Annotated in this window: 20 protein-coding genes and 1 tRNA gene; 9 read left to right on the top strand and 12 right to left on the bottom strand. The window is 64.6% G+C overall.

All coding sequences use genetic code 11. The features are described 5' to 3' along the window. The first annotated feature begins 119 nt into the window (after positions 1 to 119). The 3 genes from O9344_RS18515 (at position 120) to asnB (ending at position 4,460) form a co-directional block, all read left to right on the top strand. Entirely contained in the window at positions 120 to 1,229 is a 1,110-nt protein-coding gene (locus O9344_RS18515; RefSeq protein ID WP_298480850.1) for a glycosyltransferase, read from the top strand. Next, a complete protein-coding gene (locus tag O9344_RS18510; RefSeq protein ID WP_298480848.1) occupies positions 1,226 to 2,443 on the top strand; it encodes a glycosyltransferase in 1,218 nt (405 codons plus the stop codon). Before O9344_RS18515 ends, O9344_RS18510 begins: the two co-directional genes overlap by 4 nt. A 130-nt stretch (positions 2,444 to 2,573) precedes the next feature. Continuing rightward, positions 2,574 to 4,460 (top strand): asparagine synthase (glutamine-hydrolyzing), encoded by a 1,887-nt coding sequence (asnB, locus tag O9344_RS18505; protein WP_298480847.1) that lies wholly within the window; start codon positions 2,574 to 2,576, stop codon positions 4,458 to 4,460. A gap of 114 nt (positions 4,461 to 4,574) precedes the next feature. Here the strand turns inward: asnB and O9344_RS18500 are convergent, their stop codons facing one another. From O9344_RS18500 to O9344_RS18455, 10 genes are all read right to left on the bottom strand, one after another. After that, complete coding sequence (locus O9344_RS18500; RefSeq protein ID WP_298480846.1) at positions 4,575 to 5,492, bottom strand: NAD-dependent epimerase/dehydratase family protein; 918 nt, start codon at positions 5,490 to 5,492, stop codon at positions 4,575 to 4,577. A 58-nt stretch (positions 5,493 to 5,550) separates the two neighbouring features. Then, the gene (locus O9344_RS18495) at positions 5,551 to 7,113 is read right to left on the bottom strand and encodes a glycosyltransferase (RefSeq protein WP_298480844.1); all 1,563 of its coding nucleotides are present in this window, start codon (positions 7,111 to 7,113) and stop codon (positions 5,551 to 5,553) included. Between the two features lie 29 nt (positions 7,114 to 7,142). Beyond that, the gene (locus O9344_RS18490) at positions 7,143 to 7,988 is read right to left on the bottom strand and encodes an ABC transporter permease (RefSeq protein ID WP_298480842.1); all 846 of its coding nucleotides are present in this window, start codon (positions 7,986 to 7,988) and stop codon (positions 7,143 to 7,145) included. Positions 7,989 to 8,242: 254 nt separating this feature from the next. Continuing rightward, complete coding sequence (locus O9344_RS18485) at positions 8,243 to 9,211, bottom strand: NAD-dependent epimerase/dehydratase family protein (RefSeq protein ID WP_298480840.1); 969 nt, start codon at positions 9,209 to 9,211, stop codon at positions 8,243 to 8,245. Positions 9,212 to 9,496: 285 nt separating this feature from the next. Further along, positions 9,497 to 10,675: a hypothetical protein gene (locus O9344_RS18480; RefSeq protein WP_298480838.1), complete on the bottom strand. Its 1,179-nt coding sequence runs from the start codon at positions 10,673 to 10,675 to the stop codon at positions 9,497 to 9,499. Then, on the bottom strand, positions 10,672 to 12,108 hold the full coding sequence (locus tag O9344_RS18475; RefSeq protein WP_298480837.1) for a glycosyltransferase family 4 protein: 1,437 nt from the start codon (positions 12,106 to 12,108) through the stop codon (positions 10,672 to 10,674). The genes O9344_RS18480 and O9344_RS18475 overlap by 4 nt, the downstream gene beginning before the upstream one ends. A gap of 68 nt (positions 12,109 to 12,176) precedes the next feature. Further along, the gene (locus O9344_RS18470) at positions 12,177 to 13,526 is read right to left on the bottom strand and encodes a class I SAM-dependent methyltransferase (RefSeq protein ID WP_298480834.1); all 1,350 of its coding nucleotides are present in this window, start codon (positions 13,524 to 13,526) and stop codon (positions 12,177 to 12,179) included. A 10-nt stretch (positions 13,527 to 13,536) separates the two neighbouring features. Next, entirely contained in the window at positions 13,537 to 14,997 is a 1,461-nt protein-coding gene (locus tag O9344_RS18465) for an ABC transporter ATP-binding protein (RefSeq protein WP_298480832.1), read from the bottom strand. A 312-nt stretch (positions 14,998 to 15,309) separates the two neighbouring features. Next, on the bottom strand, positions 15,310 to 15,501 hold the full coding sequence (locus tag O9344_RS18460; RefSeq protein WP_298480830.1) for a hypothetical protein: 192 nt from the start codon (positions 15,499 to 15,501) through the stop codon (positions 15,310 to 15,312). 462 nt (positions 15,502 to 15,963) lie between these two features. After that, positions 15,964 to 16,053: transfer RNA gene (locus tag O9344_RS18455), tRNA-Ser, on the bottom strand. Positions 16,054 to 16,485: 432 nt separating this feature from the next. Between O9344_RS18455 and O9344_RS18450 the strand changes: the two genes are divergently transcribed. The 6 genes from O9344_RS18450 to O9344_RS18425 all read left to right on the top strand — a co-directional run bounded on the left by O9344_RS18450 (position 16,486) and on the right by O9344_RS18425 (position 20,652). Continuing rightward, entirely contained in the window at positions 16,486 to 17,157 is a 672-nt protein-coding gene (locus tag O9344_RS18450; protein ID WP_298480828.1) for a 50S ribosomal protein L21, read from the top strand. Between the two features lie 76 nt (positions 17,158 to 17,233). Then, entirely contained in the window at positions 17,234 to 17,503 is a 270-nt protein-coding gene (gene rpmA, locus O9344_RS18445; RefSeq protein WP_298480825.1) for a 50S ribosomal protein L27, read from the top strand. A 160-nt stretch (positions 17,504 to 17,663) separates the two neighbouring features. Then, positions 17,664 to 18,311: a GNAT family N-acetyltransferase gene (locus O9344_RS18440; RefSeq protein WP_298480823.1), complete on the top strand. Its 648-nt coding sequence runs from the start codon at positions 17,664 to 17,666 to the stop codon at positions 18,309 to 18,311. Positions 18,312 to 18,366: 55 nt separating this feature from the next. Next, a complete protein-coding gene (locus tag O9344_RS18435; protein ID WP_298480821.1) occupies positions 18,367 to 18,933 on the top strand; it encodes a GNAT family N-acetyltransferase in 567 nt (188 codons plus the stop codon). Positions 18,934 to 18,964: 31 nt separating this feature from the next. Beyond that, positions 18,965 to 19,504 carry a molybdopterin adenylyltransferase gene (gene mog / locus O9344_RS18430; RefSeq protein ID WP_298480819.1) on the top strand — a complete coding sequence of 180 codons (540 nt, stop codon included), beginning with the start codon at positions 18,965 to 18,967 and terminating at the stop codon, positions 19,502 to 19,504. Between the two features lie 65 nt (positions 19,505 to 19,569). After that, the gene (locus O9344_RS18425; protein WP_298480817.1) at positions 19,570 to 20,652 is read left to right on the top strand and encodes a P1 family peptidase; all 1,083 of its coding nucleotides are present in this window, start codon (positions 19,570 to 19,572) and stop codon (positions 20,650 to 20,652) included. Between the two features lie 4 nt (positions 20,653 to 20,656). Here O9344_RS18425 and O9344_RS18420 read toward each other — a convergent pair whose 3' ends face one another. Next, positions 20,657 to 21,724 carry an alpha/beta fold hydrolase gene (locus O9344_RS18420; RefSeq protein ID WP_298480960.1) on the bottom strand — a complete coding sequence of 356 codons (1,068 nt, stop codon included), beginning with the start codon at positions 21,722 to 21,724 and terminating at the stop codon, positions 20,657 to 20,659. 128 nt (positions 21,725 to 21,852) lie between these two features. After that, positions 21,853 to 23,019: an acetyl-CoA acetyltransferase gene (locus O9344_RS18415; RefSeq protein WP_298480815.1), complete on the bottom strand. Its 1,167-nt coding sequence runs from the start codon at positions 23,017 to 23,019 to the stop codon at positions 21,853 to 21,855. Between the last annotated feature and the right edge of the window lie 66 nt (positions 23,020 to 23,085).

Below are 23,085 nucleotides of genomic sequence, written 5' to 3'. Positions count from 1 at the left end.
CCGCGTAGTTTCGGAGGTCAGCGCGATTTCAACGAGCACCTACCTCTACGTCGGTATGCAGGGCAGCATCGTTGACACGGCGCGGGCTGCCCTCAGGGGTGGCGTTAAGGCTGCCTGACTTGGCGCGCCTTGCCTACCTCTCCTTGGAAACGCCAAGGGAAGGTCAAGCCAGCTACACGAAAGTGGGCGAGGTAGTCGCGGGATTGCGCGCGCTGGGATGGGCGGTGGACCTCCATGCGAGCCGTGGCGGCGGGGCCAGTAGCGGGACGTCGCTCGCGGGGCGCGTGATCGAGCAGCTCGCGTTGCAGATCGCGTTGGCGCGCCGGGTCGCGAGTTATGACGTGCTTTACGTCCGCAGCCACTTCATGGCATGGCCCGTGACATGGTTTGCGCACCTCTGCGGCGTTCCAGTCGTGCACGAAATCAACGGCACTCCGCGCGACGTGGTCATTACATACCCTGCCTTGCGCATGCTTTCCTGGCTAATCCAACGCTCCTATCGCGGCCAGTATCGTCGCGCTGCCCACCTAGTGGCCGTGACGGAGGGGCTAGCTGTCTGGGCGAAAGCCTTCGCTGGCCATGACCGTGTATCCATGGTGTCGAACGGTGCCAACACCGATATCTTCAACCCGGCCGGGCCGGCCGATGCGGAGCTGGCGCCCTTCGTGGTCTTCGTGGGCGGCCTGGTCGCTTGGCATGGCATCGGTCAGATGCTGTTCGCACTCGAGGATCCGGCATGGCCGGCCAGCGTGCGCCTCGTCATTGTTGGTGACGGCGTCGAACGCGACCAGTTGGTTCGTAAGGCCGGGCATCCGCGCCTCGTCTATCTCGGCCTTCGGAAGCAGGCCGAGATCGCGCCCCTTTTGCGGGGAGCGGTCAGCGTACTATGCGTTCTTGATGATCCTGACAGGCGCTCCAGCACCGGTGTTGCTCCGCTCAAACTGCTCGAGGCCATGGCCTGCGGCGCTCCGGTCATCGTCAGCGACCTGCCGGGACAATCGGATCTGGTGCGCCGGCTCGATGCAGGGCTGGTCGTGCCAATGGGCGATGCCGCCGCCCTAGCCGCCGCGGTCGCGGAGCTCGCAGGGGATAAGGCCCGCGCCCGGGCCATGGGGCTTAACGGCGCAGCTCATGTCCAGGCTGAGGCGAGTTGGCGGCAGCAGGTAAGCCGGCTGCATTCAGTGCTGGACCAGGTGGCGGCCAGCCGTCTCGCCCGAGACGCGCCGTGAGCCGCGCCGACGCCGTCATCCTTTCGTTCTCGCGGGTCGCGCGGGACTGGCGCGTCCTGCGGCAAGGCGCGTTGCTGGTGAATATGGGCCTGACGACCTGCGCAGTCGGCTTCGGCGAGCCTGATGATGCCATAAGCCTGCCTTTCTGTTCCTATCCGGAGCCGCGTCCGACCTGGCAGCATCGGCTGCCGACGGTTCTAAGGCAGCTTCCCGCGCATCTTCCAAGACCCTGGGGTGAAGCCGCGGCTGGGTACGGCTTTTGGGCGGCTCAGCGTCATCGCTGGGCCTTGGGTCGCCTTCGCGAGATCCGGCCTCGCCTCGTTCTGGCCAATGACTGGCCAGCCCTCGTCGTCGCGGCCCGCTGGCGCGCGGAGACAGGCGCAGCGGTCCATTACGATTCGCACGAATTCTCAGTGCACGAATTCGACGACAGGCCGTGGTGGCGGCTGGTGCACAAGCCCTTCGTGACGCATCTGGAGCGCGCGGCAATTGGTGCGGCGGACAGCGTTTCGACGGTCGGCCCAAGTCTCGCTCGAGCGCTGCAGGATCTCTATGGCCTCCATCGCCTTCCTGCGACCGTGCGCTCCGTGCCTGAAAAGCATGCTACGTTCCGCGAGGAACAGACTTTCTGGCCGCCGCGGCTTCTCTATCATGGCCTGATCCGGCCAGATCGCGGCATCGACATGCTAATCCTGGCATTAGCGGCGCTCCCAGAGCGCAATACACTTTTGATCCGCGGTTCCGGTCCTGACCAGTACCTGTGTGAACTCAAAAACCTCGCGGCGGAAGCTGGGGTGGCTGGTCTTGTCCGCTTCGAGCCGTCCGTGGAGCCGTGGGAGGTCGTTGACGCAGCGGCCGCCAGTTCCGATGTCGGTGTCTTCACGCCGCCCCTGCGAACCCCTCAACAACGCCTGAGCCTGCCCAACAAGTTGTTCGAATACATCGCTGCGGGACTAGCCGTCGTCGTATCTCCAGGCGACGATCTCAAAGAGCTGGTCGAGACATATGGTGTCGGCGTGGTCAGCCGTGACGCTGGCGTCGAGGCGATCGCAGCTGCGATCGCGCGGCTGACGCCAGAGGTGGTAGCGCGCTTTAAGGCGGCTTCACGCGCAGCGGCTCGGGAACTGGTCTGGGAACATGAGAAGCGCAGATTAGCGGAGGTTTTGCATGGCGCCTGCGCTCGTGCCGGCCTCGCACCGCGGTGGAAGGAATGAAGTTTCGTGAGTTGGCGCGTATCGCACGAGTTTGATGCGCCGGCCTGCATTCAGCGAGGATCTTCGGTGGAGGCCGTCCGTCCAATCGCTTGGACGCGCCATCGGTGCACGACGAGGACACGGACAGGGAATGTGCGGACTTTATGCCTCCATTGGCTTCGCGCCCGACGTCGCCCGTATCGACATGGTGGCGCATCGCGGGCCTGACGGGCGCGGTTGGCGCACATTCGCGAGTGCGGCGGGGCCGGTTGCACTCGGCCATCGGAGACTGGCAATCATCGACGTATCCGATGCCGGTCTGCAGCCCATGCAGGATGCGTCCAGGCGCTATCACCTAATCTTCAACGGCGAGATCTACAATCATGTTGAGCTGCGCGCCGAGATGGAGGCGCGAGGGGAGGCCTTCGCGACGGCGACAGACGCCGAGGTCCTACTGAGGGCTTACATGCTCTGGGGCCAGGGCTGCCTGGATCAGCTGCGGGGCATGTTCGCATTTATCGTCTGGGACGAGCGCGATAAACGGCTGTTCGCCGCCCGAGATCGTTTCGGGATCAAGCCGCTCTATACCGTGGTCCGGCCGCGGGAAATCGCCTTGGCCTCAGAAATCAAGCAGCTTGTGGGCCTCCCAGGGCTTAGGGGCCGCATGAACGTCGTGCGACTGCATGACTTCCTTGCCTACGGCATCAGCGACCATACCGAAGAAACGATGTTCGATGGCGTCATGCAGCTTCGGGGCGGAGAGTGCATGACTGTGGAAGCCGCGTCGGCCCTCCCCGTCGCCACAAAACGGCGTTGGTATCCGACCGCAGCGCGTGACCTGCGACTCTCCGAGAATGAAGCGGCCGAGCGATTTCGCTCTCTTCTGCTCGAATCCGTCCGGCTTCATTTGCGGTCGGACGTGCCGGTCGGCTCCTGCCTCTCAGGCGGGCTGGACTCCTCATCAATCGTCTGCCTGGCGTCCGGCCTGTTGCCGCCCGGCGAGCAGCTGCAGACAATCTCGTCATGTCACGCCGAGAAGAGCGCCGACGAGCGGCCGTTCGTGAATGCGGTCGTGGCACACGCCGGCACAAGGCCGCACTTCACTTTTCCCCGCGCGGATGACGTGTTTCAGCGCGCGGCCGACATCACCTGGCATCAGGACGAACCGTTCGGGTCGACGTCGATCTTCGCGCAGTGGTGCGTCTTTGAGGAGGCGCGAAGGGTCGGCGTGAAGGTCATGCTCGATGGGCAGGGCGCTGATGAACTGCTCGCCGGCTACCATTCAAGCTTCGACTTTTACATGGCTGCGCTGGTGCGCGAAGGGAAGTTCGCGCAGTTTCTGCGCACGCTCGCTGAGCGTCGCCGGTATCACGGCTCGCCGATTCCGGCGCAGTTGCGACGCCTCCTGCTGACACTCCTGCCTTGGTCTGTTGGCGCTACGCTCCGCCGTCAGCGCGCCTCGCTCACCCAGCATAACTGGCTAGGTTCTGACTTGTTGCGCGCCATAGGCAATACGGCCGACGCGTTCACAACAGCTACGCAATCGCTTGGCCTGGCTCCGCCTACAGACCTGCGTAGCCTATGCCTAGCGTCGACTTATGCCACGAACCTGCCGATGTTGCTTCACTGGGAAGACCGCAACTCCATGGCGCACTCCATTGAGGCACGGGTACCGTTCCTGGACCATCCGCTAGTGGAGTTCTCTCTGGCGCTCGGAGACGATCACAAGGTCGTCGGCGGCGATACCAAGCGCGTGCTGCGTCGGGCGATGCACGACGTTCTGCCCGCGGCGGTCCGTGAGCGGCGGGACAAGCTCGGCTTTGCGACGCCCGAGGAGATCTGGTTCCGTGGCCCGTTGCGCCCCCTGATCCACGAAGGCATCGAGGAAACGCTCGTGCGCTATCCGGATCTGTTCAATCCGGCGGGCGTCCGCGCGCTGCGAGACGACATGCTGGATGGTCGCCGGCCCTTCGACTTCACGCTCTGGCGCATTGCGAACGTGGGCATTTGGGGAGAAAGGTTTGCCGTCACACTGTGATGGCCAGCTATAGGCCCTCGGTGCCGGACAGTCGCTTGCCTTTCGGCTGGAGGATCACCGCGGGATCTTCGAGATCAGGTCTATGACTGGCGCAGCCCTTGTTACTGCACGACATCAGAGTCCTGCAATCATCCCCGCCAGGCCATCCTCCAGCCGGATCCAGTCACGTCCAGGCATGAGGGTTTGAAGCAGATCAACAGCCGGCACCAGGCGCAGCGCTAAGGTGTTCGAATCCCGCTCAAACTTCGCTTCTGTCCCCACCAGCCGCCCAATGAGGTGGCCCGCGCTCTCAATGGACCAGACTTCTGGTGAAGCCACATTGACCGTGTCGCGCCAGCCTAGATCCAGCGCTGCCCTCAGCACCGCGACCGCATCGTCAATATGGATCGCGCTGAAGGTCAGCCCGCCGCCGGAAGACGGCAGGCTGAGCGGCCTGCCTTCGCGAACTCGCTCGACGAGATCAGCGAGCATTCGATTTCTCAGTCCGGGTCCGTAAGGAGCATAGAATCGTAGCACCGCCACCGACATGTATCCGCGATACAGCTCGGCCATAGTGTCAGCGAAGAGCTTGCTGGCCGCGAAATACGAGGATGGTCGTTGGAAGGTATCCTCCGACGCGCGCAGGCTGGCCTTTTCCGGCGATGTCACGCCCGCGCCATAGACCGTGCCCGTGGAGCCGAAAACGACCTGCCGAACACCTCTCGCGCAACCGAAGTCGAGGAGTTCCGCCGCTGTGCTGGCATTGACATGGAAAAGGTCGAGTGCCTTGGCAGGGAAATCGCGATGATGGCGCGAGACGGCGAGATGGACGATCGCGTCAGGGGCCGGCTCGTTGCGCAAGCTGGCCAGAGCAGCCCGGAGCGATGCGGGATCGGCAAGATCGGCCGGCGCGTGGCGCGCCCCAGGCGCCGGCGATCGCCCTATGGATATGACCTCCCGCCCTTCGGCCCCCATTGCGGCGATGAAGGCGCGGCCCAGGAACCCGCTACCACCGGTGATCAGAATGCGGCCGGAGGGGGCTGCGTTATTCATTGGATATCCAGTAAGTGGGGAAGTAGCCGGCTCATCATTCCGCAGCGAGCGCTTCTTGTCAGGCTGCGACGCTCTTCTCGACCATATCGACCAAGATGGAACGGATCCGGTCGTTGGAGTTCTCCATCCGGTACCAGGCTCGTCCCCGCGCCGACAACTCGGCAGCAAAAGCGGGGTCGCTGGCTAGTCTTTGGAGTGCCGAGGCGATCTCCTCCGGCTCTGATGCTGGCAAGAACGGCGGCAAGTTCTCAAAGCACCAACGATGAAGCGCGGGATCGAAGCGGGTCACAACCGGCCGGCCCGCCAGGAAGGCCTTCGGCGGGATGCCTCCAAAGGTCGGGATGGTGAACTGGTCGGCCACGACGTCGGCCGCAGCGATCCATCGCATCATCCGCCGATGAGGCTGAGGCTCGATCCAGATCACGTTTCGCTCGATGCCGAGCGCGGAGATGAGCGCCTTACTGCTCGCGAGTGTCGCGCCCCAGTTCACCGCAATGCACCGTGCATCCAAACCCCGGTCGTGGACGAGGATCGCCAGCGCTTGGAAGAGCTTGTCGTTGCCCTTGTCCCAATTCGTGTTGCGCGTTTCGTCCCAATGCTGCCGGGGGGGATGAAAGATGTAGAAGGAGCCGCCATGGCGGGCCTCAAGCTCGGCACGCAACCCGTCGCGGCTCTCAATCAGACCGCTCTCGTTGATCACATGAGGTAGGAATCGGTAGGGCCGACCCAAGCGGCGCGCCGGCGCCTCGTTGTCGCAGTTTGTAACGATAGTGAGCTCCGAATTCCGGTAGACCATTGAGGCCAACTGGCCCATCGGGTTGTCTTCAAAGGGCAAGTTCCGGATCGTGCCAAACTCGTAGGCAATATACTTGCGGCCGGCGAGCAGCGGCCAGATGCCGTCGATGGCGTAGCCGATGACCACGTCGTAAGGCTTGAGCAACCGACGCATGAGACCGATATCGCTGGCGAATTGATGCAGCAGCATCGGATCGATCGCCCGATCCGGCCAAGCAGTCTGGTATTCTGAGAGGAGACGCTCGACCAATCCGCCAAAATAGGCACCCGCACCGGCTTCTTCCCAGACCGGACCTTCGCGGCGTCGTGTGGCCACAGCCATGAACCGTTCCGCCAACGGCACGAGCGGCCGGCCCCAGCATCGTCCATTCAGCCAGCGTTGGACCTGCCGCGGGCTGTCGGCCGGTCCGAAGCCGCCAAGCAGGTCCCCTGCCAGGATCTCCAAGATGCGCACGTCGCCGCGCTCAACGTCTCGAGCGCGCCGGCTGGGGTCAGCGATGCGTCGAAGATGCCGCTCGCACATCCGGCGTATCATGGCTGCGAGCCTAGGGTGGCCCTCGTTATGCGCGATCAGCCCTAGGCAGGCGAGCCGGCGCGGCCCGTGCCAGTACCAATCCGGCTCGTCGAACCGGGCTTCCGCTCCGCTTGGCAGCGCGGGAAAGAAATGGTCTCCGGCCAACGAGGCGTCGAAGTCACCCTCCTCCCATATGGGGCGGGCATTAATATGATAATAGTCCCAAGAGATTGCATCGCTGCGGATTCGGTCCGTCTGCAGCACCTTGGCGATGTTATACGCATAGTTGGCAACGTTTCCGATGTGCAGCACCCTGAGCTGCCGGGCCTTCTCTCCAGACCTCATAGCGCGTCCCCGAAGTTGTGGCGCGTCCGCTCGAAGAAGGCCACGCCGAGCCAGAGCGCGAGTGGGCCAACAGCAAACATCCCGATCCACGCCGTCGGATGCATCAGGCCCTGATGGAAGAAGACGTCCTGTAGGCACCAGACATGATGCGAGAAAGGATTGAGGTAGATCGCCGTCTCGAACCAGCCAGGCAATGTGCCCGGAAGATAGAGGACCGGGGTCAGGAACAAGCCCGCTGCAGTGAAGAGCTGCAGCACCTCGCGCGTGTCTCGGATGAACACGGTGAGCGCCGCGAAGAACAGGCCCAGCCCCATCAGCGTCATGGCCAGGAAGAACACCACCAGAAAAGCCAGCGGTAACATCGGGCTGACGATGCCGAAGCGCAGCGCTGAATAGAGGGCAGTAGCGGCCATCGCCAGTATCATGGGCATCAAGGACGCCAATACGGCCCGAACTGGTAGTAGTTCGATCGGGAATACGACCTGCTTTACAAGATTTGTCGAGCCGACTACCGCACTTGCCGATTTCACCAGTGACATCTGTACTGTGAGCCAGACCGAGAGTCCGCTTAGCAAGAACACAGCGAAGTCAGGCGCTTCCGGCAGCTTCTCACCAAGCCGAGGCGTGAATACATTGCCAAACACGAACAGGTAGAGGGAAATGAGAGCCAAAGGATGAAACAACGCCCACCAGCGTGCGAAGGTGGAGCCTTGGTAGCCGTCGCGTAGGTCGCGGATTACCAGTTCCCGGAGAAGCGCCCTCCGCTCGATGATGAGCCGCAGGAACGCCAAGACGCTCACAGGCGTCTTGCCGATCCGCCGCCGGGTGACTTCGTCGGACATCTTTGCGCTTGCGCCGTGTTCGCAATTGCCGGACGCCACCGCCCCGCCCTAGCTGTTCCTTCCGGCCATAACGTTGGTGAAGACGGAACTCAAGGACAGTTCCAACGGTCCGAGATCATTCTTGTAGTCTTCGCACTCACTCATTAATGCCCGATCATGCGACGCGGGTTCGGATCTGGCTCGGCGCGATCAAGGGCGCTGGGTTGCCACGTTGCGTAAGTCCCGCATGGGCAGGCTTTGACCTTGCAACGACGTCAGGCCTTCGCTTGGCTTCGATAAAAATCCGCTGTCAGCGGGATGCCCTCTTCGAGATCCACCTTGGCCTCGAAATCGATCTGTGACTTCGCCCAGTTGGCGTCCGGCACCCGCAGTTCGATGTCGGCATAGTCCTTCCATTGGAAAGTGATCTTCGACGTCGCGCCGAGGAGGCGGATCACTGTGTTGGCGAGGCCATAAATCGTCGTCACAGCGCGCTGATTGCCGATGTTGAAAGCCTTGCCCACCGCGTTGGGGTGTTCAAGGCAGGCCATGATGCCGGCTATCATGTCGTCGACATAGCACCAGGCGCGAATCTGCGTGCCCGAGCCATGGATGACGAGATCCTGGTTGCGGATTGCCCTCTTTATGAAAGTCGAGAGTGCGCCCTCGCCAACCTGGCCCGGGCCGTAGACGTTGAACGGCCGTACCACAGCCGTCGGCAGCCGGTGCTGTGTCCAGTAAGCGAGCGAGAGGTGTTCGGTTGCGAGCTTCGAGACGGCATAGGTCCAACGCGCCTCGCCGACGGCGCCGATAACGGCCGAGGAGGTTTCACTTGATCCGTATGCATGCGAGCCGAAAATCTCGGATGTCGAGAAGGTGACGACCCGCTCGACGTTATCGCCGACACTATGAGCTGCCCGTAGTAAGTTGATGGTGCCGAGCGTGTTGATCTCAAGTGTCGAAACCGGCTTTTGACGTACCGTGTCGATGCCAGCCACCGCTGCACAGTGAACGATATGCGTCGGCTGGAATTCGGTGACCGCCTTGTGAATAGCTTCACCGTCCATGACGTTACCCGTGTAGATCTTCAGCTTCTTTACATCTTCGCCGAGGATAGAGTCGGCCGCGTTGCGGACGTAGTTGTCATAGGTGGCGACCTCATTCGCCCCCAGCAGCAGCTTGGCCAAATTAGAGCCAATGAAGCCCGCCCCCCCGGTAATGAAGATCTTTTTGCCTTCCAACATGCTGGATCCGTCTCTCCGGCTTTTTGAGCAGTTCGTGAGTCCTTCATTAGCAAGTTTGCGCGAAGGGAACCACGATGCCCGGTCCGTAGATGAGTGATCAAAGACTGGCTATTGCGGCCATGGCCGGCGTGATGCGCATCCTTCATCGGTACATCCGGTGGTGCATTGGTGTCCGACGTTGCGGACCGCACGGCCGCCAGCAACTGCTGTTCAACCCCGCATTCTGGTCTGACGGCCGACCCTGGCGCGCTTCGCGCCAGCGCCCGTCTCATCAAATACGAGGTGCTATCCGAGCTGCGACCGATAGGCTGCGATGGTACGCCGAGCCGCGGCTTCCGGCGCGTGCCAGTGCTGCGCGAAGGCTCGTGAGCGCAGGCCCAGAGAGCGGAACGCGGCGGAATCGAGCGCAGCGAGCTCACGGATTTTGGCGGCAAGAGTGTCGGCTGTCACCGCGATTACCGGAAGATCGGCCGCCATCTGGTGCGGTATGTGCTGCAGGTCGCGCGGCGCGATGTGAGCGAGGGCGGGCCGGCAAGCGGCCATCGCCTCGACCGCGACTCCGCCATACCAACCAACGCGCAACTGATCGATCAGCGCGTCATGCCGGGCGAAAAGGGCAGGCACCTCATCGCGCTTGAGGTTCTCGACCACGGTCAGACGGCAGGCGACTCCCTCCGCCCGCAAGCGGTCCACGATCGAGACGATGATTTCCGTGCCCTTAACTGCCCGGTCGCTCGGTAAGTGCAGGAGTCGCAGCTCGCGCTCGGTTCGCAAAGTGGATGCGAGGGCGTCCAGCGCTTCACGGCCAAGGTCGACATGGGCGTAGGGAAGGAATTCTGCACCGGCGGGCAAGGTATCGAGAAGGTCCGGATTGACGGCGAAAAGCGTGACTCCGGCCCGGCCCAACTTGTCCCCGAGCAACCTTTTCCACGGGTCACGCTCCTCGTAGGCCCGCGCTATTTCGGGAAGGCCAAGATGGCTCCAGGGATTGCGCTCCACCGCGCCGCTCACGAGGCGGACGTCGTCGCCGTAGAAGGTCATGGCAAGGGCTTTCCCCATCCGGCGCCAGAGCGCCAGGTCCCCCATCCACAGCGCCCGTGCCGCCGCGACTGTTGCTCGTTCGACGAGGCCGTGCCGCGACGGATCGGTGATGGGGAAGGGGCGGAGGGAGAAGAGTGTCTGGCCAAAGTGCGCGTGGATCACGTCGGCCCGGAACGCACGCGCCAGAAGAGCCACGCGGCCGAGCTCGCGACGCACGAGGCGGCAAGGTTTCCCCGGCTCGACGGCATGGTTGATGTCCCCATGGAAGCCGAAAGGCGACCAAGCAAGGTTTGCAGCGACTGCATCATGACCAAGCGCGCGCTGCGCCCTTGCCAGGGCAGCAGGATGGCCGCCGAGGTCCACAGGCAGATGCAGGATGCGCAGCCGGGATCCATCGACAATCGGGTTTGGCAAGGCCGTCATGAGGACGCACCGGAGGCCGCCAGCAGACGCTCGAAGGCCGCGAACTGGAGCGCGAGCTGACGGTCCTCGCCGTGCTCACGCTCCATCCATTCCATGCCGCGACGCCCGATGCCCTCGGCGTCACCTGGGTCCCTCAAGATCTGAAGGATTCGGGCGGCCAGTTCCTCGGGTGTGGCCGCCGCCAGCAGAGGTGGCGTCATGGAGAAGAAGGCTGCTGGCGGAGCCTGATCGAGGCGTGTCACGACACGTCTGCCGAGCGCCATGCCTTCGAGAGCAAGCCCTCCAAAAGCCGAGGCGTCGAACTGGTCGAGTACGCAGGTCGCTTCCAGCATGAGAGCCCACAGCCTTCGTCGCGGCAATGTCGGTACCCAGCGCGTCCGTCCAGAGAGCCCGAGCTCGGCGATCAACTCGCGGCTCGCATTTACATCCTCTCCCCATTCGACAAAAACGAGCCGGAAGTCCGCGCCTCGCTCGGCAGCTAGTGCGGCTCCGCGGATCAGCACGTCATTGCCTTTCCGCCAACTGGCGTTGCCCTTGGTCCAGTGGTGCCGGGCGGGGCACAGAAGCAGAGGTCGTCCTTCGGTGGCCACCGGATGTGCCGTCGCCGCCGCCAATGCCGCCGACAGCTCGAAGGGGTGCGGTATGGCAGTGATCCGCTCCTCGGGGATACCAAGGCGTGCCGCGGCGGCGAGGCAGTCGACATTGGTGACAAACACGCCCGGCGATTGGCGGTATAGCCCCGCTGCCAGAACACCGAGCGGCGTGTCCTCGAAGGGGAGCCCCCGCAAGGTCCCAAGTTCGAGCGACGCATAGCGCGGATGGTTGACGCCATGGGCGAATCGAGCGCCGAGCGCGTAGCCCAGCACCACGTCGAAGCCTGCCAAAGCCTTGCCAATGATCTCGCGAGGGACACTAGAGGGCAGCATCTCCGGCTCGCTCGGGAAGGCCTCACTGTGGATCGCGGGCGCCATCCGCGACGCGGCGCCGCCCAGCGCCAACCGCCTCGCCATCGCCTTCGCCAGACGGAGGGCCTGCCCATCGGACTCCATCAGGGCACGAAAGCGAGAGCGCCTACCTTTGGCTGACGCAAGGCCTCGCCTGTAGAGCGCGGACAGCACGGCATAGCGGGCCCTCGCAACCTTTCGCCCTGCCTCCCTGGCGGCCAGCTCTCGCAGGACGAACGGCCCCGGTCCGTTGATGAACCATTCCGGCCGGCTGAATCCGCGCGCGCCCGCCGCCCGCCAATCTGGGTAGAACAGGTCGCCCGGATCGCCAGATATCTCGGCTTCAAGCCATTCGGGGGCCGACGCGACATGGTAGAAGTCGGGGTCGAGTATGACGCAGTCCACGCCGCGTGCGCGCATCAGTTTTGCATTGACCCAAGCATAATTGCCGATGTTCCCGACATGAAGCACCCGCGGCGGTCGGCCCATGTGCGAACGGAACCGTTCAGGCCAGTCAGATGATGCGGCATCTGCGGACCCCAGGTCAGCCTCCGGGATCATTCGCAAGCGGCTTGACTGTGCCGGACACCCGGCGGCTTTTGGAAGCTCATGAACAGGTATCGGAACGGCTGGTGGAAGGCGATCACCTCGGCGACCTCAAAGCCCGTCTGCTGCATCAATGGGAGGAACCAGCGGCGGTCGATATGGTACATATGCTCGGAGTCGTAAGGCTCCATCTCGCGCAAGTACGGATCATAGGGGGGCGCGCCCTCGAACTCGGTGATCCAGGCGACGAAGTAGCCTCCGGGTGCCAGCACACGGAACGCTTCCCGGAGCCCGACATCGAGCAAGTAATAGTGGTCGAGCGTTGTGCCCGATACAACCGTCTGGAAGCTCCCGTCATCGAAGGGCAGAAACTCGCCAACGCCCGGTACGAACAGAAATGGGTGATCTTCGGCTGATGAGATGGGGTCGACGCCTGCGATCTGGTTCGTGGGCCAATGAGCGAGGTAGCTGGGCACTGTCTGCGGTCCGCACCCAATATCCAGTACGTGGCCCGCGAGATAGGGCCGAAGGAAACCGGCGAACTGACGCCCTTGAGGATGTCGTTCGGTGCTGCAGCTTTCCGATGGCAGGCCCTCGTAGCTGCGCGTCCCCTCGGCCAAGCAGGACCTGTAGGCATCGAAATTGAGTGGCGCGAGCTCCCGCAGCAGCGCGAAGGCATTCTCCAGCGGGATCGGCTGACGCGGCTGCGGATTTGGCGTTGCTCCCGCGTCCGGTGAGTGGCGCGGTGGCGCATGGAGCCGTTGGGTCATCAACGTCTCAAGGATGCGCTGCTCACGGACATCGAACTCTTGGGATAAGTCCCTGAGTCGTTCGCCCATGACCTGGCTCAGGTTGTGGAAGTTCTGACCAATCAGTTCCAGCATAGACGCGCCCATGAGCTGCGCCTCGGAGCGTGCCGATGTTCCCTCAGCGATGGATTGCCGCGCGACCGCGTTGGCCGCCTCTACATTTTTTTGCAGCGTTTGGATTTGGAGGTCGATGAGCGACGATTGGTTGCGCGTGTCGACATCTAACTTGGAGATGAGCGTCAGCATCTCCTTGGCGTTCGTTTCGATCAGGCCGACAAGGTTGGCGTTGCTGGCCTCCATCACTGTCATCATGTTGGCCTGCAAATGATTGAGCTGCTCGATCCAATAGCGGTCCCTATCGGTCGTCTCGAAGGGCGGAGGGCCCAGTTCCGGAGATGGATCGGACATCAACACCTGGCAGTTCTCGTGCGTGCTTGCCTCGGGCGCGCCCAGCACCGGCTCGGGGCGGGCGGCGGCCTCATCGGTCGGGTCCCCTCGGTCGGAACGACTCGGAGTATCGCTGGGCAATCCGACCATAACGTTCGCCACCATGGCATCAATCTCAGCGCGGAAAGTGGCGCCATTCGACAAGAGGGTGAAAAATCGACCCGCTCGGGTAACCGTTGCGTCCAACGCGGAGCACGTAACGCATGTGATGGTATTCGTGGAAGTCGCTGGTGCTGGGCACGTTGTGCTGGATCCCGAGTGAGAGCAGGTACTCTCCCTCCAGAAGCTCGATATGCGGAAATCTCGCCACGAGGACGCCGCGCCCAAACGCGCGACGGCGCCATTCGACCTCCTCATAGCCAACCAGGCCTTCATCGGTGACCGGATTGACCATGGAGAACATAGCGACCGAGAGCAGGTCATGGCGTCTATTGATGGCTATCGACAAGCCGAGCGTCGGTTCCTCCGCGGTCGCCGGTTGTTGATACTCATACGCGACCACGAGCTGTGCCTCGTCCCATGTCCTCAGTCGGGAGAATGCTCGGCCTTCCGCGTCGAGCAGCCGAACCGAGGTGATGCGCGAAGGGCCTCGGCGATAGATTTCGGCATGGACGGTCTCGAGGCCGATAACCTCAAGCTCGCCCTCCAGCCTGCGCGCTGTCGCGAAAGACGGATCCTCGCGCATCGGATCCTCGTCGGTTGAGACGTCAGGTATCGCGATGGCAGGCGCGTTCCCCTGCTCGGCGGGAGCGTCGAAGGCGCTGCCGGTCGCCGTCGCCTGCACAGCGACCATACTGCCCTCGCCGCCCGAGATGCGCTCGTGCACCGCGTAGTCGTAATGGCGGCACACGTCCACCGCGCTTCCGATCTCGCGCACGCGCCCGTCCTCGATCCAGATGGCCCGTTGGCACAGAGCGGCAATCTGGTACGTCGAGTGGCTGACGAACAGAACGGTTGCGCCGCTCTCGCAGAGCTGGCGGATACGGTGACCGCATTTCGCGACGAAGTAGGCATCGCCCGCCGCCAGAGCCTCGTCGATAATGAGGATCTCTGGCTCGACGCTGATCGCCGTGGCGAAGGTTAAGCGCGCTTGCATGCCGCTCGAATACGTCTTGAACGGCTGATGGATCGCAGGCCCGAGTTCAGCGAATTTCACGATCCAGTCATGTTTCTGGTCGATCTGCTCGCGTGACATACCCATGCACAACCCACCGAGATAGATGTTGTCGTGACCTGTGTATTCGGGGTGGAAGCCGGTGCCGAGTTCAAGAATGGCCGAGATTTTGCCTCGAATGTCCAGTATGCCGGCGGTAGGCGCCAGTGTGCCGGCTACTATTTTGAGCAATGTGCTTTTACCCGCCCCGTTTGGCCCGATTACGCCAACCACCTCGCCGGGCGCAATCGTGAAGCTTACATCTTGCAGCGCATGCTTTAGATCGTGGCTGGGCCTTCCGGTTATGATCTCGCTCAAAAGGTCCGATGGTTGCCGGTAGACCTTGTAGCTCTTCGACAGCCCTATGGCGCGGAGGCTCCACGGCGCCGTGCCCGCGACGAGCGTGTCGATTTCCGTCCGCATCGGTGCTCGATCCTCGGTGCAGAGGCGCCCTGTCAAGGAGGCGCCATGGTTGGAGGCTCCGAGGCCTGGAGACGGCACTCGGGACCATTCAAGGCGCTGCTCCATCGCGCCAGATGGAGTTGTCAGGGATGGGCTAGCATCGGCAATTTCGACCCGCGCTCCAAAAATGACAATGCCGAAGCAACTGCGCAAGCGTGAACAGGGTCAATTTCCTGCCCAGTTTGACGGATTTGGCTGCAGATTCAGCAGTGAAGCACCGCCAGGCCGTCACAGATCGACTTTTCTGGATAGCTACAACGTGTCGAGCTCCACTCACAGGTAGCGTGTCGTCGTCTCCCGCTTGGCATGTCCACGCAAAAGCAGGCAGGCCCACAGATTGCCGGTCCTCTTGTAGATCAAGGCGACCATCGTGCGTCGCAGTCTGTGCGTGCCGAAGAGCGTAAGGTCGAGCCCGGCAAGATCCAGCCACTCGACGAACGGCCGCGCATAATGGCGGGTTGTCATCGGCTCCCCGAGCCGGGTCCGGCTAGGGGACAACTAGGTCGTGTGGACAAACGGAACGCCCAAATCGCCTGATGTCTGATTCAACGCTGCTCTTTGCGGAGGCCAGCGGTGGTTCGCGGGCTGATAAACGATGCGGAATGGGCGTCCTTTGCGCCGTTCCTGATCGAGAAGCGAACGCGGGGCGGTTCAATCTGGCACCTCCGAACCAGCTGTCGAATGACATCACAGCGCAGGTTTTCACACAGCCTCGGCCCAGAAGCGGACGGAGATTCCCGGTGTAAAGACGCCGCAGCCCACCGCTCGATCTTGCGTGGCAAACGTCTCACAGAAGTTCGACGTCACGCTGATCGGCCCACGCGAGCCAAGCCGAGTTTCGGAAAGATCCATGACGGCGGCGCGTTAGGGCAGCCGTTAGGGTAAGCCACCCAACAGCGAAATTTTACCAGCGATTTCAGATGGGATTGGCGGAGAGGGAGGGATTCGAACCCCCGATACGGTTGCCCGTATGCCGCATTTCGAGTGCGGTGCTTTCAACCACTCAGCCACCTCTCCGCGGTCGCAAGGCGATGCGGCAAGCGCAACGCCCGAGTTGAAGCGAAGCGGCACATAGCGGAACGAGCGGGCGCATTCAAGCGCGGCGTGGGCGCAGGCGTGGAATTTCGCGCTGGGGAGGTGCGCGACCGCGCTCGAAGGTCCGCGCGATGTGCGCGTTTTGCCCGGGTAGCGCCGACGGGAGGCGTGAGGCCCCCAACCCGCGAAAAATGGCGGCGCGTCGTGGGTTTGCCTTGACTCGCGCCGCCTTTTCCATCATTGAGCCGCGTCCCGCTCCCGCATGTCGCGGACCTTTGGGTTCCGATGGCGGTTCGGGACAATCACCGACAACCGCCGGTCCGCCGGCGGCAAGACCAAACAAGAAGACGGCCGGCCAAGGCTTGAGGCTCACGCCTCCGGACCCGCCAGGCATCGTCGACAAGGACCGAAAACATGTACGCAGTCATCAAGACTGGCGGCAAGCAATACAAGGTTGCCGCCGCCGACACGATCACCATCGAGAAGCTCGAGGCCGCGGCCGGCGAGACGGTGGTGTTCCCCGAGGTGCTCGTGGTCGGCGGCGACGCCGGCATCACCATCGGCTCCCCCTTCGTGGCCGGCGCCTCCGTGGCCGCCGAGGTCGTGAAGCAGGCCCGCGGCCCGAAGACCATCTCGTTCCGCAAGCGCCGCCGCCAGAATTCGAAGCGCAAGAAGGGTCACCGCCAGGACCTGACCATCGTGCGCATCGCCGAGATCCTCACCGGCGGCGCCAAGCCGTCGAAGGCCGCTGCTCCGAAGGCCGACAAGGCCGAGGGCAAGGCCGCCAAGGCCGAGGTCGCCCAGGCGGCCGCCGCCCCGACCGGCAAGATGGACTCGTCCAACCTGTCGCTGATCGCCGGCATCGGCCCGACGATCGAGAAGAAGCTGCGCGCCGCCGGCATCACCTCCTGGGAGCAGATCGCCTCCTGGAGCGAGGCCGACATCGAGGCGAAGGACAAGGAGCTCGCGCTCCGTGGCCGCGCCACGCGCGAGGAATGGGTCGAGCAGGCCAAGGAGCTGCTGGCGGGCAAGCCGCCGCGCGCCAAGGTCGACAAGGCCGAGCTGGAATCCGGGGAAGACAAGTAAGCGCGGCTCATCGCCACGCTCTTGCCATCTCTCTGCACAACACGTCTTATAAGACCAACGGAATCGGGAGCTCATCATGGCTCACAAAAAGGCAGGCGGCTCGTCGCGTAACGGTCGCGACTCGAACGCCCAGCGTCTCGGTGTGAAGCGGTTCGGCGGCCAGCAGGTCGTTTCGGGCAACATCCTCGTGCGTCAGCGCGGGACGAAGTTCCATCCCGGCACCAATGTCGGGCTTGGCAAGGATCACACGCTCTTCGCGACCGTCGACGGCCGCGTAGAGTTCCGAACGAAAGCGAATGACCGTACCTACGTGTCGGTTGTTCCGATGATTGCCGCCGCCGAGTAACAGGCGGCACCGACATCGGGGCCGCCGGCGAGTTCGCCAGGCTGCCCCATGATCGCGGATCGAAGATCGAGGGGCGCCAGGCGAGACAGCCGGGCGCCCCTTCTTCTTCGGTCCTGGAAATGGTTCCAGGCCCGCTGACAGGCAAGGGAAGGAACCTGCCATGACTGCCCTGGAAACCGAACTGGAAGGCCGCCTCGGCGGCGATCTGCGCGAGAGCTGTATGCCCGTCCTCGAGACGGAGCGGCTCGTTCTCCGTGTGCCGCGTTTCGAGGACGTCCCGGCGGTCGTGGCGCTGGCCAATGACCGACGGATTGCCGAGATGACGGCCAATCTCCCGCACCCCTATGCGGCGAAAGACGCGGAAAACTGGATCGCCAACGCCTGGACCTCCCAGGACCATCCCCTTCTCATCACCCTCAAGGCCAACGGCGCGCCCATCGGTGCGACGGGCTTCGTGATGCCCGACACAGGCGATCCCGAAATCGGTTACTGGCTCGGCACCGCCCATTGGGGCCGCGGCTATGCGACGGAGGCCGCCCGGGCCGTCGTCGACCACCTGTTCACGGATCGCGCCGCCGAGGCGGTTGCCGCCCGCGCCCGCGTCGTCAATCCGGCGTCGCGGCGGGTCATCGAGCGCTGCGGCTTCCAGTGGGTCGGCGCAGGCCTCACCCGCTCGCGCCTGCTGGCGAGTTCGGTGCCGGTCGACAAGTTCCGCCTGGAGCGCACGCTCTGGGCGAGCCTGAAGGCCTGGCGCGACCCGATCCTGAGGCGCTCGGCGCCGAAGGTCATCGCGTGCTGCCCGGCGTGAGCCTCGTCCCGCAGCCCCCCGCCGGCACAGCCGGCGGGGTTCGCAGGTGAACCCCATGACGGGACCCTTCCTGCCCCATGTGCCGCTGACGACGCGGCGGCTGGTGCTGCGCCAGCCGACGTTCGACGACGTGCCGCGCCTCGCTCGCCTCGCCGGCGACAAGGATGTCGCCCGGATGCTGGCGGTCGTGCCGCATCCCTACACCGAGGCCCATGCCTCCGCCTTCATCGGCGACGTGCTGGCCTCGAACCTCACAGGCGATTCGCTCGCTCTCGCCGTGGCGCGGGCCAAGGAGCCGCACGCCCTCGTCGGCTTCGTCAGCTTTTCCCGGCAGGATGACACGGCGACCATCGGCTGGTGGTTCGGCAAGCCCTTCTGGGGCAAGGGTTTCGCCACCGAGGCTGTCAGGGCAATGATCGCCCTCGCCTTCCGCGACCCGGAGATCCAGCGGCTGGAGGCCGGCGCCTTTGCCGACAATCCGGCCTCACTCAGGGTGCAGGAGAAGCTCGGCTTCCGCCGCACTGGCGAGAGCGTGAAGGCCAGCGCCGCCCGTGGCGCCGATGTGCCCCATGTGGACATGATCCTCACCCGGGAGGATCACGAGGCCGCCGCGCCGCATTGAGAATGCCGGGCGCCGGCGCTAGGGAGGATGCATGACCAGCACCTCCATCCCCATCGGGGTCGTCACCGTCTCCGATCGCGCTAGCCGCGGCCTCTATGAGGACAAGGGCGGCCCCGGCATCGTCGCCGCCCTCACCGACCTCCTCGCGAGCCCCTGGCACGCCGTGCCGCGCGTCATCCCCGACGAGCAGGCGGTGATCGAGGCGGCGCTGATCGAGCTGGCCGACCAGGAACACTGTCCGCTGATCCTCACCACTGGCGGCACCGGCCCGGCGATCCGCGACGTGACGCCCGAAGCGACGGAAGCAGTCTGCCAGAAGATGATGCCGGGCTTCGGCGAGCTGATGCGGCAGGTCAGCCTCAAGGTCGTGCCGACCGCCATCCTGTCGCGACAGACCGCCGGCATCCGTGGCCGCTCGCTCATCGTCAACCTGCCCGGAAAGCCCTCCTCCATCCGCGAGTGCCTCGACGCGGTAATGCCCGCCATCCCCTATTGCATCGACCTGATCGAGGGTCCGCGCCTGGAGACGAACCCGGCCCATTGCGTGGCCTTCCGGCCCAAGGGGGCGTGACAACACGTCTTCACCTCCTCCGGTGACCGGTCTAGCCTCCGTCGATACGCACCACGGAGGCGATCATGGACCGGCGCGACGCAACCGCAGCTCTTTTCGGCCTGGGAGCGCTCTCGGCCCTGACAACGCCCGCCTCGGCCCAGGCCCAGGGCGGAAGACCCCCGCCGCTCGGCGGCGCCATCACCGACGTCGCCGGCGTGAAGGTCGGGCACTTCACCGATCCGCGCCGCCCCACCGGATGCACGGTCCTGATCACCGAGGAGGGGGCGACGGCCGGCGTCGATGTGCGCGGCGCCGCCCCCGGTACGCGCGAGACCGACCTCCTCAACCCCACCAACCTCGTTGACCGCGTCCACGCCATCATGCTGGCGGGGGGAAGCGCCTTCGGCCTCGAGGCCGCGACCGGCGCAGTGCGCTTTCTCGAGGAGAAGGGCATCGGCTTTCCGGCAGGACCGGCGCGTGTGCCCATCGTGCCGGCCGCCATCCTCTTCGACCTCGGCATGGGCGACCACCGCATCCGCCCGGACGCGGAGGCCGGCTACAGGGCTTGCGCCGCCGCAACCACCGAGGCACCCGCCGAGGGCTCGGTCGGCGCCGGAGCAGGGGCGACCGTCGGCAAGGCCTATGGCCTCGCCCGCGCCATGAAGGGCGGCATCGGCACGGCATCAGTGAAGGTCGGCAAGGTGACGGTCGGCGCGCTGGTGGCGGTCAATGCGGTCGGCGACGTCATCGACCCGCGCTCCGGCGAGGTGATCGCCGGCACCCGCACCGAGGATGGCCGCCGCCGCCTCGGCCTCACCCAGGCGATCCTGCGCGGCGAGCTTCCGCCCGCTCTCCAGCCGGGGATGGCGACCACCATCGGCATCGTCGCGACCGATGCGCAGCTGACCAAGGCCCAGGCGCAGAAGATCGCCCAGCAGGCCCATGACGGCCTCGCCCGCACCATCGACCCCATCCACACGATGTGGGACGGCGACACGCTGTTCTGCGTCGCGACGGGCAAGAGCGGCGTCACCGGCAACATGATGGCGCTCGGCGCCATCGCCGCGCAGGTCATGGCGGCGGCGGTGATCCGCGCCGTCCTGGCGGCGAGAGCGGTATCGGGGCCGGGCGTGCCGGCGGTGCCCAGCGCGAGCGAGTTCGGCTAAAGCCTCACGACCCCCGGCGGGGCACCGTCGCCAGGAACGCGCCGAGTTCCGTCTTCCAGAACCGCGCCATGCCGGTCGTGCCATGGCCGCGCGTCGCGGCGCTCGCCGGGATGAGCAGCAGCCGCGCATGCGCAATGCGCTTCAGCTCGCGGTCCATGATCCCCGTCTCCGGCGGATTGCGCTCGTCATCGGCGGAGTTGATGGCAAGCACACGGACGCGGATGCGGTCGAGCCGCGGCGCCGGATTGTAGTCGCGCGAGGAATCCCACTGGTACATGAAGTCGTTGGCATCTGCCGTGAACGGCGCAGAGAGGCGCCCGTCGAGCAGCTTGTCGGCGGCCTCGCGGGTCGGCGCCATCTCCTGGTAGGCGAGCGTACCGCCATTGGTGGCGATGCCATAGAAGACATTGGCGACGCGCAGCGCCCTCGGCTGAGACGTATAATTGCCGTTGTTCCAGTCGGGATCGTTGCGCACCGAGTCGATGATCAGCCGCCGCATCATCCAGTTGCGGCTCGACATCTCGGTCGGCTGCGAGGCCATGGGCACCAGCGCGTCCATGAAGTCGGGATGGGTGACGCCCCAGACCCAGGCATGCATGCCGCCCATGGAATTGCCGATGATCAGCCGCACCCGGCGGATGCCGAGGCCCTCGGTCAGCAGCCGGTGATGGCCGGCGACCATGTCGTCGTAATTGTAGCGCGGGAAGGCGGCCCGCATCCCGTCGGAGGGCTTCGACGACTGCCCCGCACCGATCGCGTCGGGGATGATGATGAAATACTTCGTCGCATCCAGCGGCTGGCCCGGCCCGAAGAGCTCGCCGGCAAAGCCCGGATTGACCATGCTGGCCGCCGAACCCGCCGTGCCGTGGAGTACGAGGACCGGCTCGCCGGACGGATTGCCGATGGTGAGGTAGCTGAGCTTCACCTCCGGCAGCATCTCACCGGTGTGGAAGCGGAAGTCGCGGGCGACAAAGGTGCCGCGCTTCGGCTCGGGATAGTCCGCCGCCACGGCGGTCAGTGCGAGCAGCGGCAACAGAATGGCGGCGGCGATGAGCCGCGCGACGCGCGTCATGACCATGGTCGTCCTCCCGGATCGGCCCGGTGCGGCGGGGACCGCCGCCCGGAGCTCTTGGGATGACTATGGCGCGCCGTCTTCAATGGCGGCAAGTCCGCCGCCGCTCATCGGCCCGAAGAGCGCCCTCAGCGCAGGCGCTCGAGCACGCTGACGTAGTTCGCCACCGCGGCGCCGCCCATGTTGAAGATGCCGGCGAGCTTCGCATCCTTCACCTGGATGCCGCCGGCCTCGCCCATCAGCTGCATGGCCGATAGCACATGCATCGACACGCCGGTGGCGCCGATCGGATGGCCCTTCGCCTTCAGGCCGCCTGAGGGGTTCACCGGCAGCTTGCCATCCTTCTGCGTCCATCCCTCGAGGATGGCGCGGGCGCCCTGCCCCTCCGGCACGAGGCCCATCGCCTCATATTCGATGAGTTCGGCCACGGTGAAGCAGTCGTGAGTCTCGACGAAGGAGAGGTCGGTGAGGCCGATGCCGGCCTCGGCCAGTGCCTTGCCCCAGGCCTGGCTGCAGCCCTCGAACTTCAGGATGTCGCGCTTCGACATGGGCAGGAAGTCTTGCACATGGGCATGGCCGCGGAAGGCGACCGCCTTCTTCATCCTGAGCGCCGTCGCGGTGTCGGTGATGACCAGGGCCGCCGCGCCGTCGGAGACGAGCGAGCAGTCCGTCCGCTTCAGAGGGCCCGCGACGAAGGGGTTCTTCTCGCTCTCGGTGCGGCAGAACTCGTAGCCGAAATCCTTGCGCATCTGCGCATAGGGGTTTTCGACGCCGTTCTTGTGGTTCTTCGCCGCGATCATGGCGAGCGCATCGGACTGGTCGCCCCAACGCTGGAAGTAGTTATGGGCGATCTTGCCGAAGACGCCGGCAAAGCCCGCGGGCGTGTCGCCATCCTCCGGCAGGTAGGAGGCGCGCAAGAGGTTCTTGCCGATTTCCGGGCCCGGCGTCTTGGTCATCTGTTCCACGCCGACGACGAGTACGACCCGGGCATCGCCTGCCTTCACCGCGCGCACCGCCTGGTGAACGGCGGCCGACCCGGTGGCGCAGGCATTCTCGACGCGCGTCGCCGGCTTGAAGCGCAGCCGCGGATCGGCCTGCAGCACCAGCGAGGCGGTGAAGTCCTGCGGCGAGAAGCCGGCGTTGAAATGGCCGAGCAGGATCTCGTCGACCTCATCCGGGCTGATCCCGGCATTGTCCATGGCCTCGTTGGCGACGCGGATGATGAGGCTCTCGACGGTCTCGGTCTCGAGCTTTCCGAAGGGCGTGTGGGCCCAGCCGACGATGCAGGCGGTCATGGCGGCGATCCTCGTGAGGGGAGCGGAGCGGAAGGGGACGACGTGTCGTTACACAATAAGGACCGG

It is taken from the genome of Phreatobacter sp., from assembly GCF_027532945.1.
Classification (GTDB): Bacteria; Pseudomonadota; Alphaproteobacteria; order Rhizobiales; family Phreatobacteraceae; genus Phreatobacter.
Note: the sequence above shows the minus strand (reverse complement) of the source record. Positions and strands in the feature narration are given on the sequence as shown.

Bases quoted from the DNA above. Each gene is read 5' to 3' on its own strand.
- O9344_RS18450 (WP_298480828.1), top strand. From the start codon at position 16,486: ATGTACGCAGTCATCAAGACTGGCGGCAAGCAATACAAGGTTGCCGCC.
- O9344_RS18420 (WP_298480960.1), bottom strand. From the start codon at position 21,724: ATGACGCGCGTCGCGCGGCTCATCGCCGCCGCCATTCTGTTGCCGCTG.
- O9344_RS18440 (WP_298480823.1), top strand. From the start codon at position 17,664: ATGACTGCCCTGGAAACCGAACTGGAAGGCCGCCTCGGCGGCGATCTG.
- O9344_RS18415 (WP_298480815.1), bottom strand. From the start codon at position 23,019: ATGACCGCCTGCATCGTCGGCTGGGCCCACACGCCCTTCGGAAAGCTC.
- O9344_RS18425 (WP_298480817.1), top strand. From the start codon at position 19,570: ATGGACCGGCGCGACGCAACCGCAGCTCTTTTCGGCCTGGGAGCGCTC.
- O9344_RS18435 (WP_298480821.1), top strand. From the start codon at position 18,367: ATGACGGGACCCTTCCTGCCCCATGTGCCGCTGACGACGCGGCGGCTG.
- asnB (WP_298480847.1), top strand. From the start codon at position 2,574: ATGTGCGGACTTTATGCCTCCATTGGCTTCGCGCCCGACGTCGCCCGT.
- O9344_RS18460 (WP_298480830.1), bottom strand. From the start codon at position 15,501: ATGACAACCCGCCATTATGCGCGGCCGTTCGTCGAGTGGCTGGATCTT.
- rpmA (WP_298480825.1), top strand. From the start codon at position 17,234: ATGGCTCACAAAAAGGCAGGCGGCTCGTCGCGTAACGGTCGCGACTCG.
- O9344_RS18500 (WP_298480846.1), bottom strand. From the start codon at position 5,492: ATGAATAACGCAGCCCCCTCCGGCCGCATTCTGATCACCGGTGGTAGC.
- mog (WP_298480819.1), top strand. From the start codon at position 18,965: ATGACCAGCACCTCCATCCCCATCGGGGTCGTCACCGTCTCCGATCGC.
- O9344_RS18480 (WP_298480838.1), bottom strand. From the start codon at position 10,675: ATGACGGCCTTGCCAAACCCGATTGTCGATGGATCCCGGCTGCGCATC.
- O9344_RS18475 (WP_298480837.1), bottom strand. From the start codon at position 12,108: ATGGGCCGACCGCCGCGGGTGCTTCATGTCGGGAACATCGGCAATTAT.
- O9344_RS18490 (WP_298480842.1), bottom strand. From the start codon at position 7,988: ATGTCCGACGAAGTCACCCGGCGGCGGATCGGCAAGACGCCTGTGAGC.
- O9344_RS18465 (WP_298480832.1), bottom strand. From the start codon at position 14,997: ATGCGGACGGAAATCGACACGCTCGTCGCGGGCACGGCGCCGTGGAGC.
- O9344_RS18485 (WP_298480840.1), bottom strand. From the start codon at position 9,211: ATGTTGGAAGGCAAAAAGATCTTCATTACCGGGGGGGCGGGCTTCATT.
- O9344_RS18470 (WP_298480834.1), bottom strand. From the start codon at position 13,526: ATGGTGGCGAACGTTATGGTCGGATTGCCCAGCGATACTCCGAGTCGT.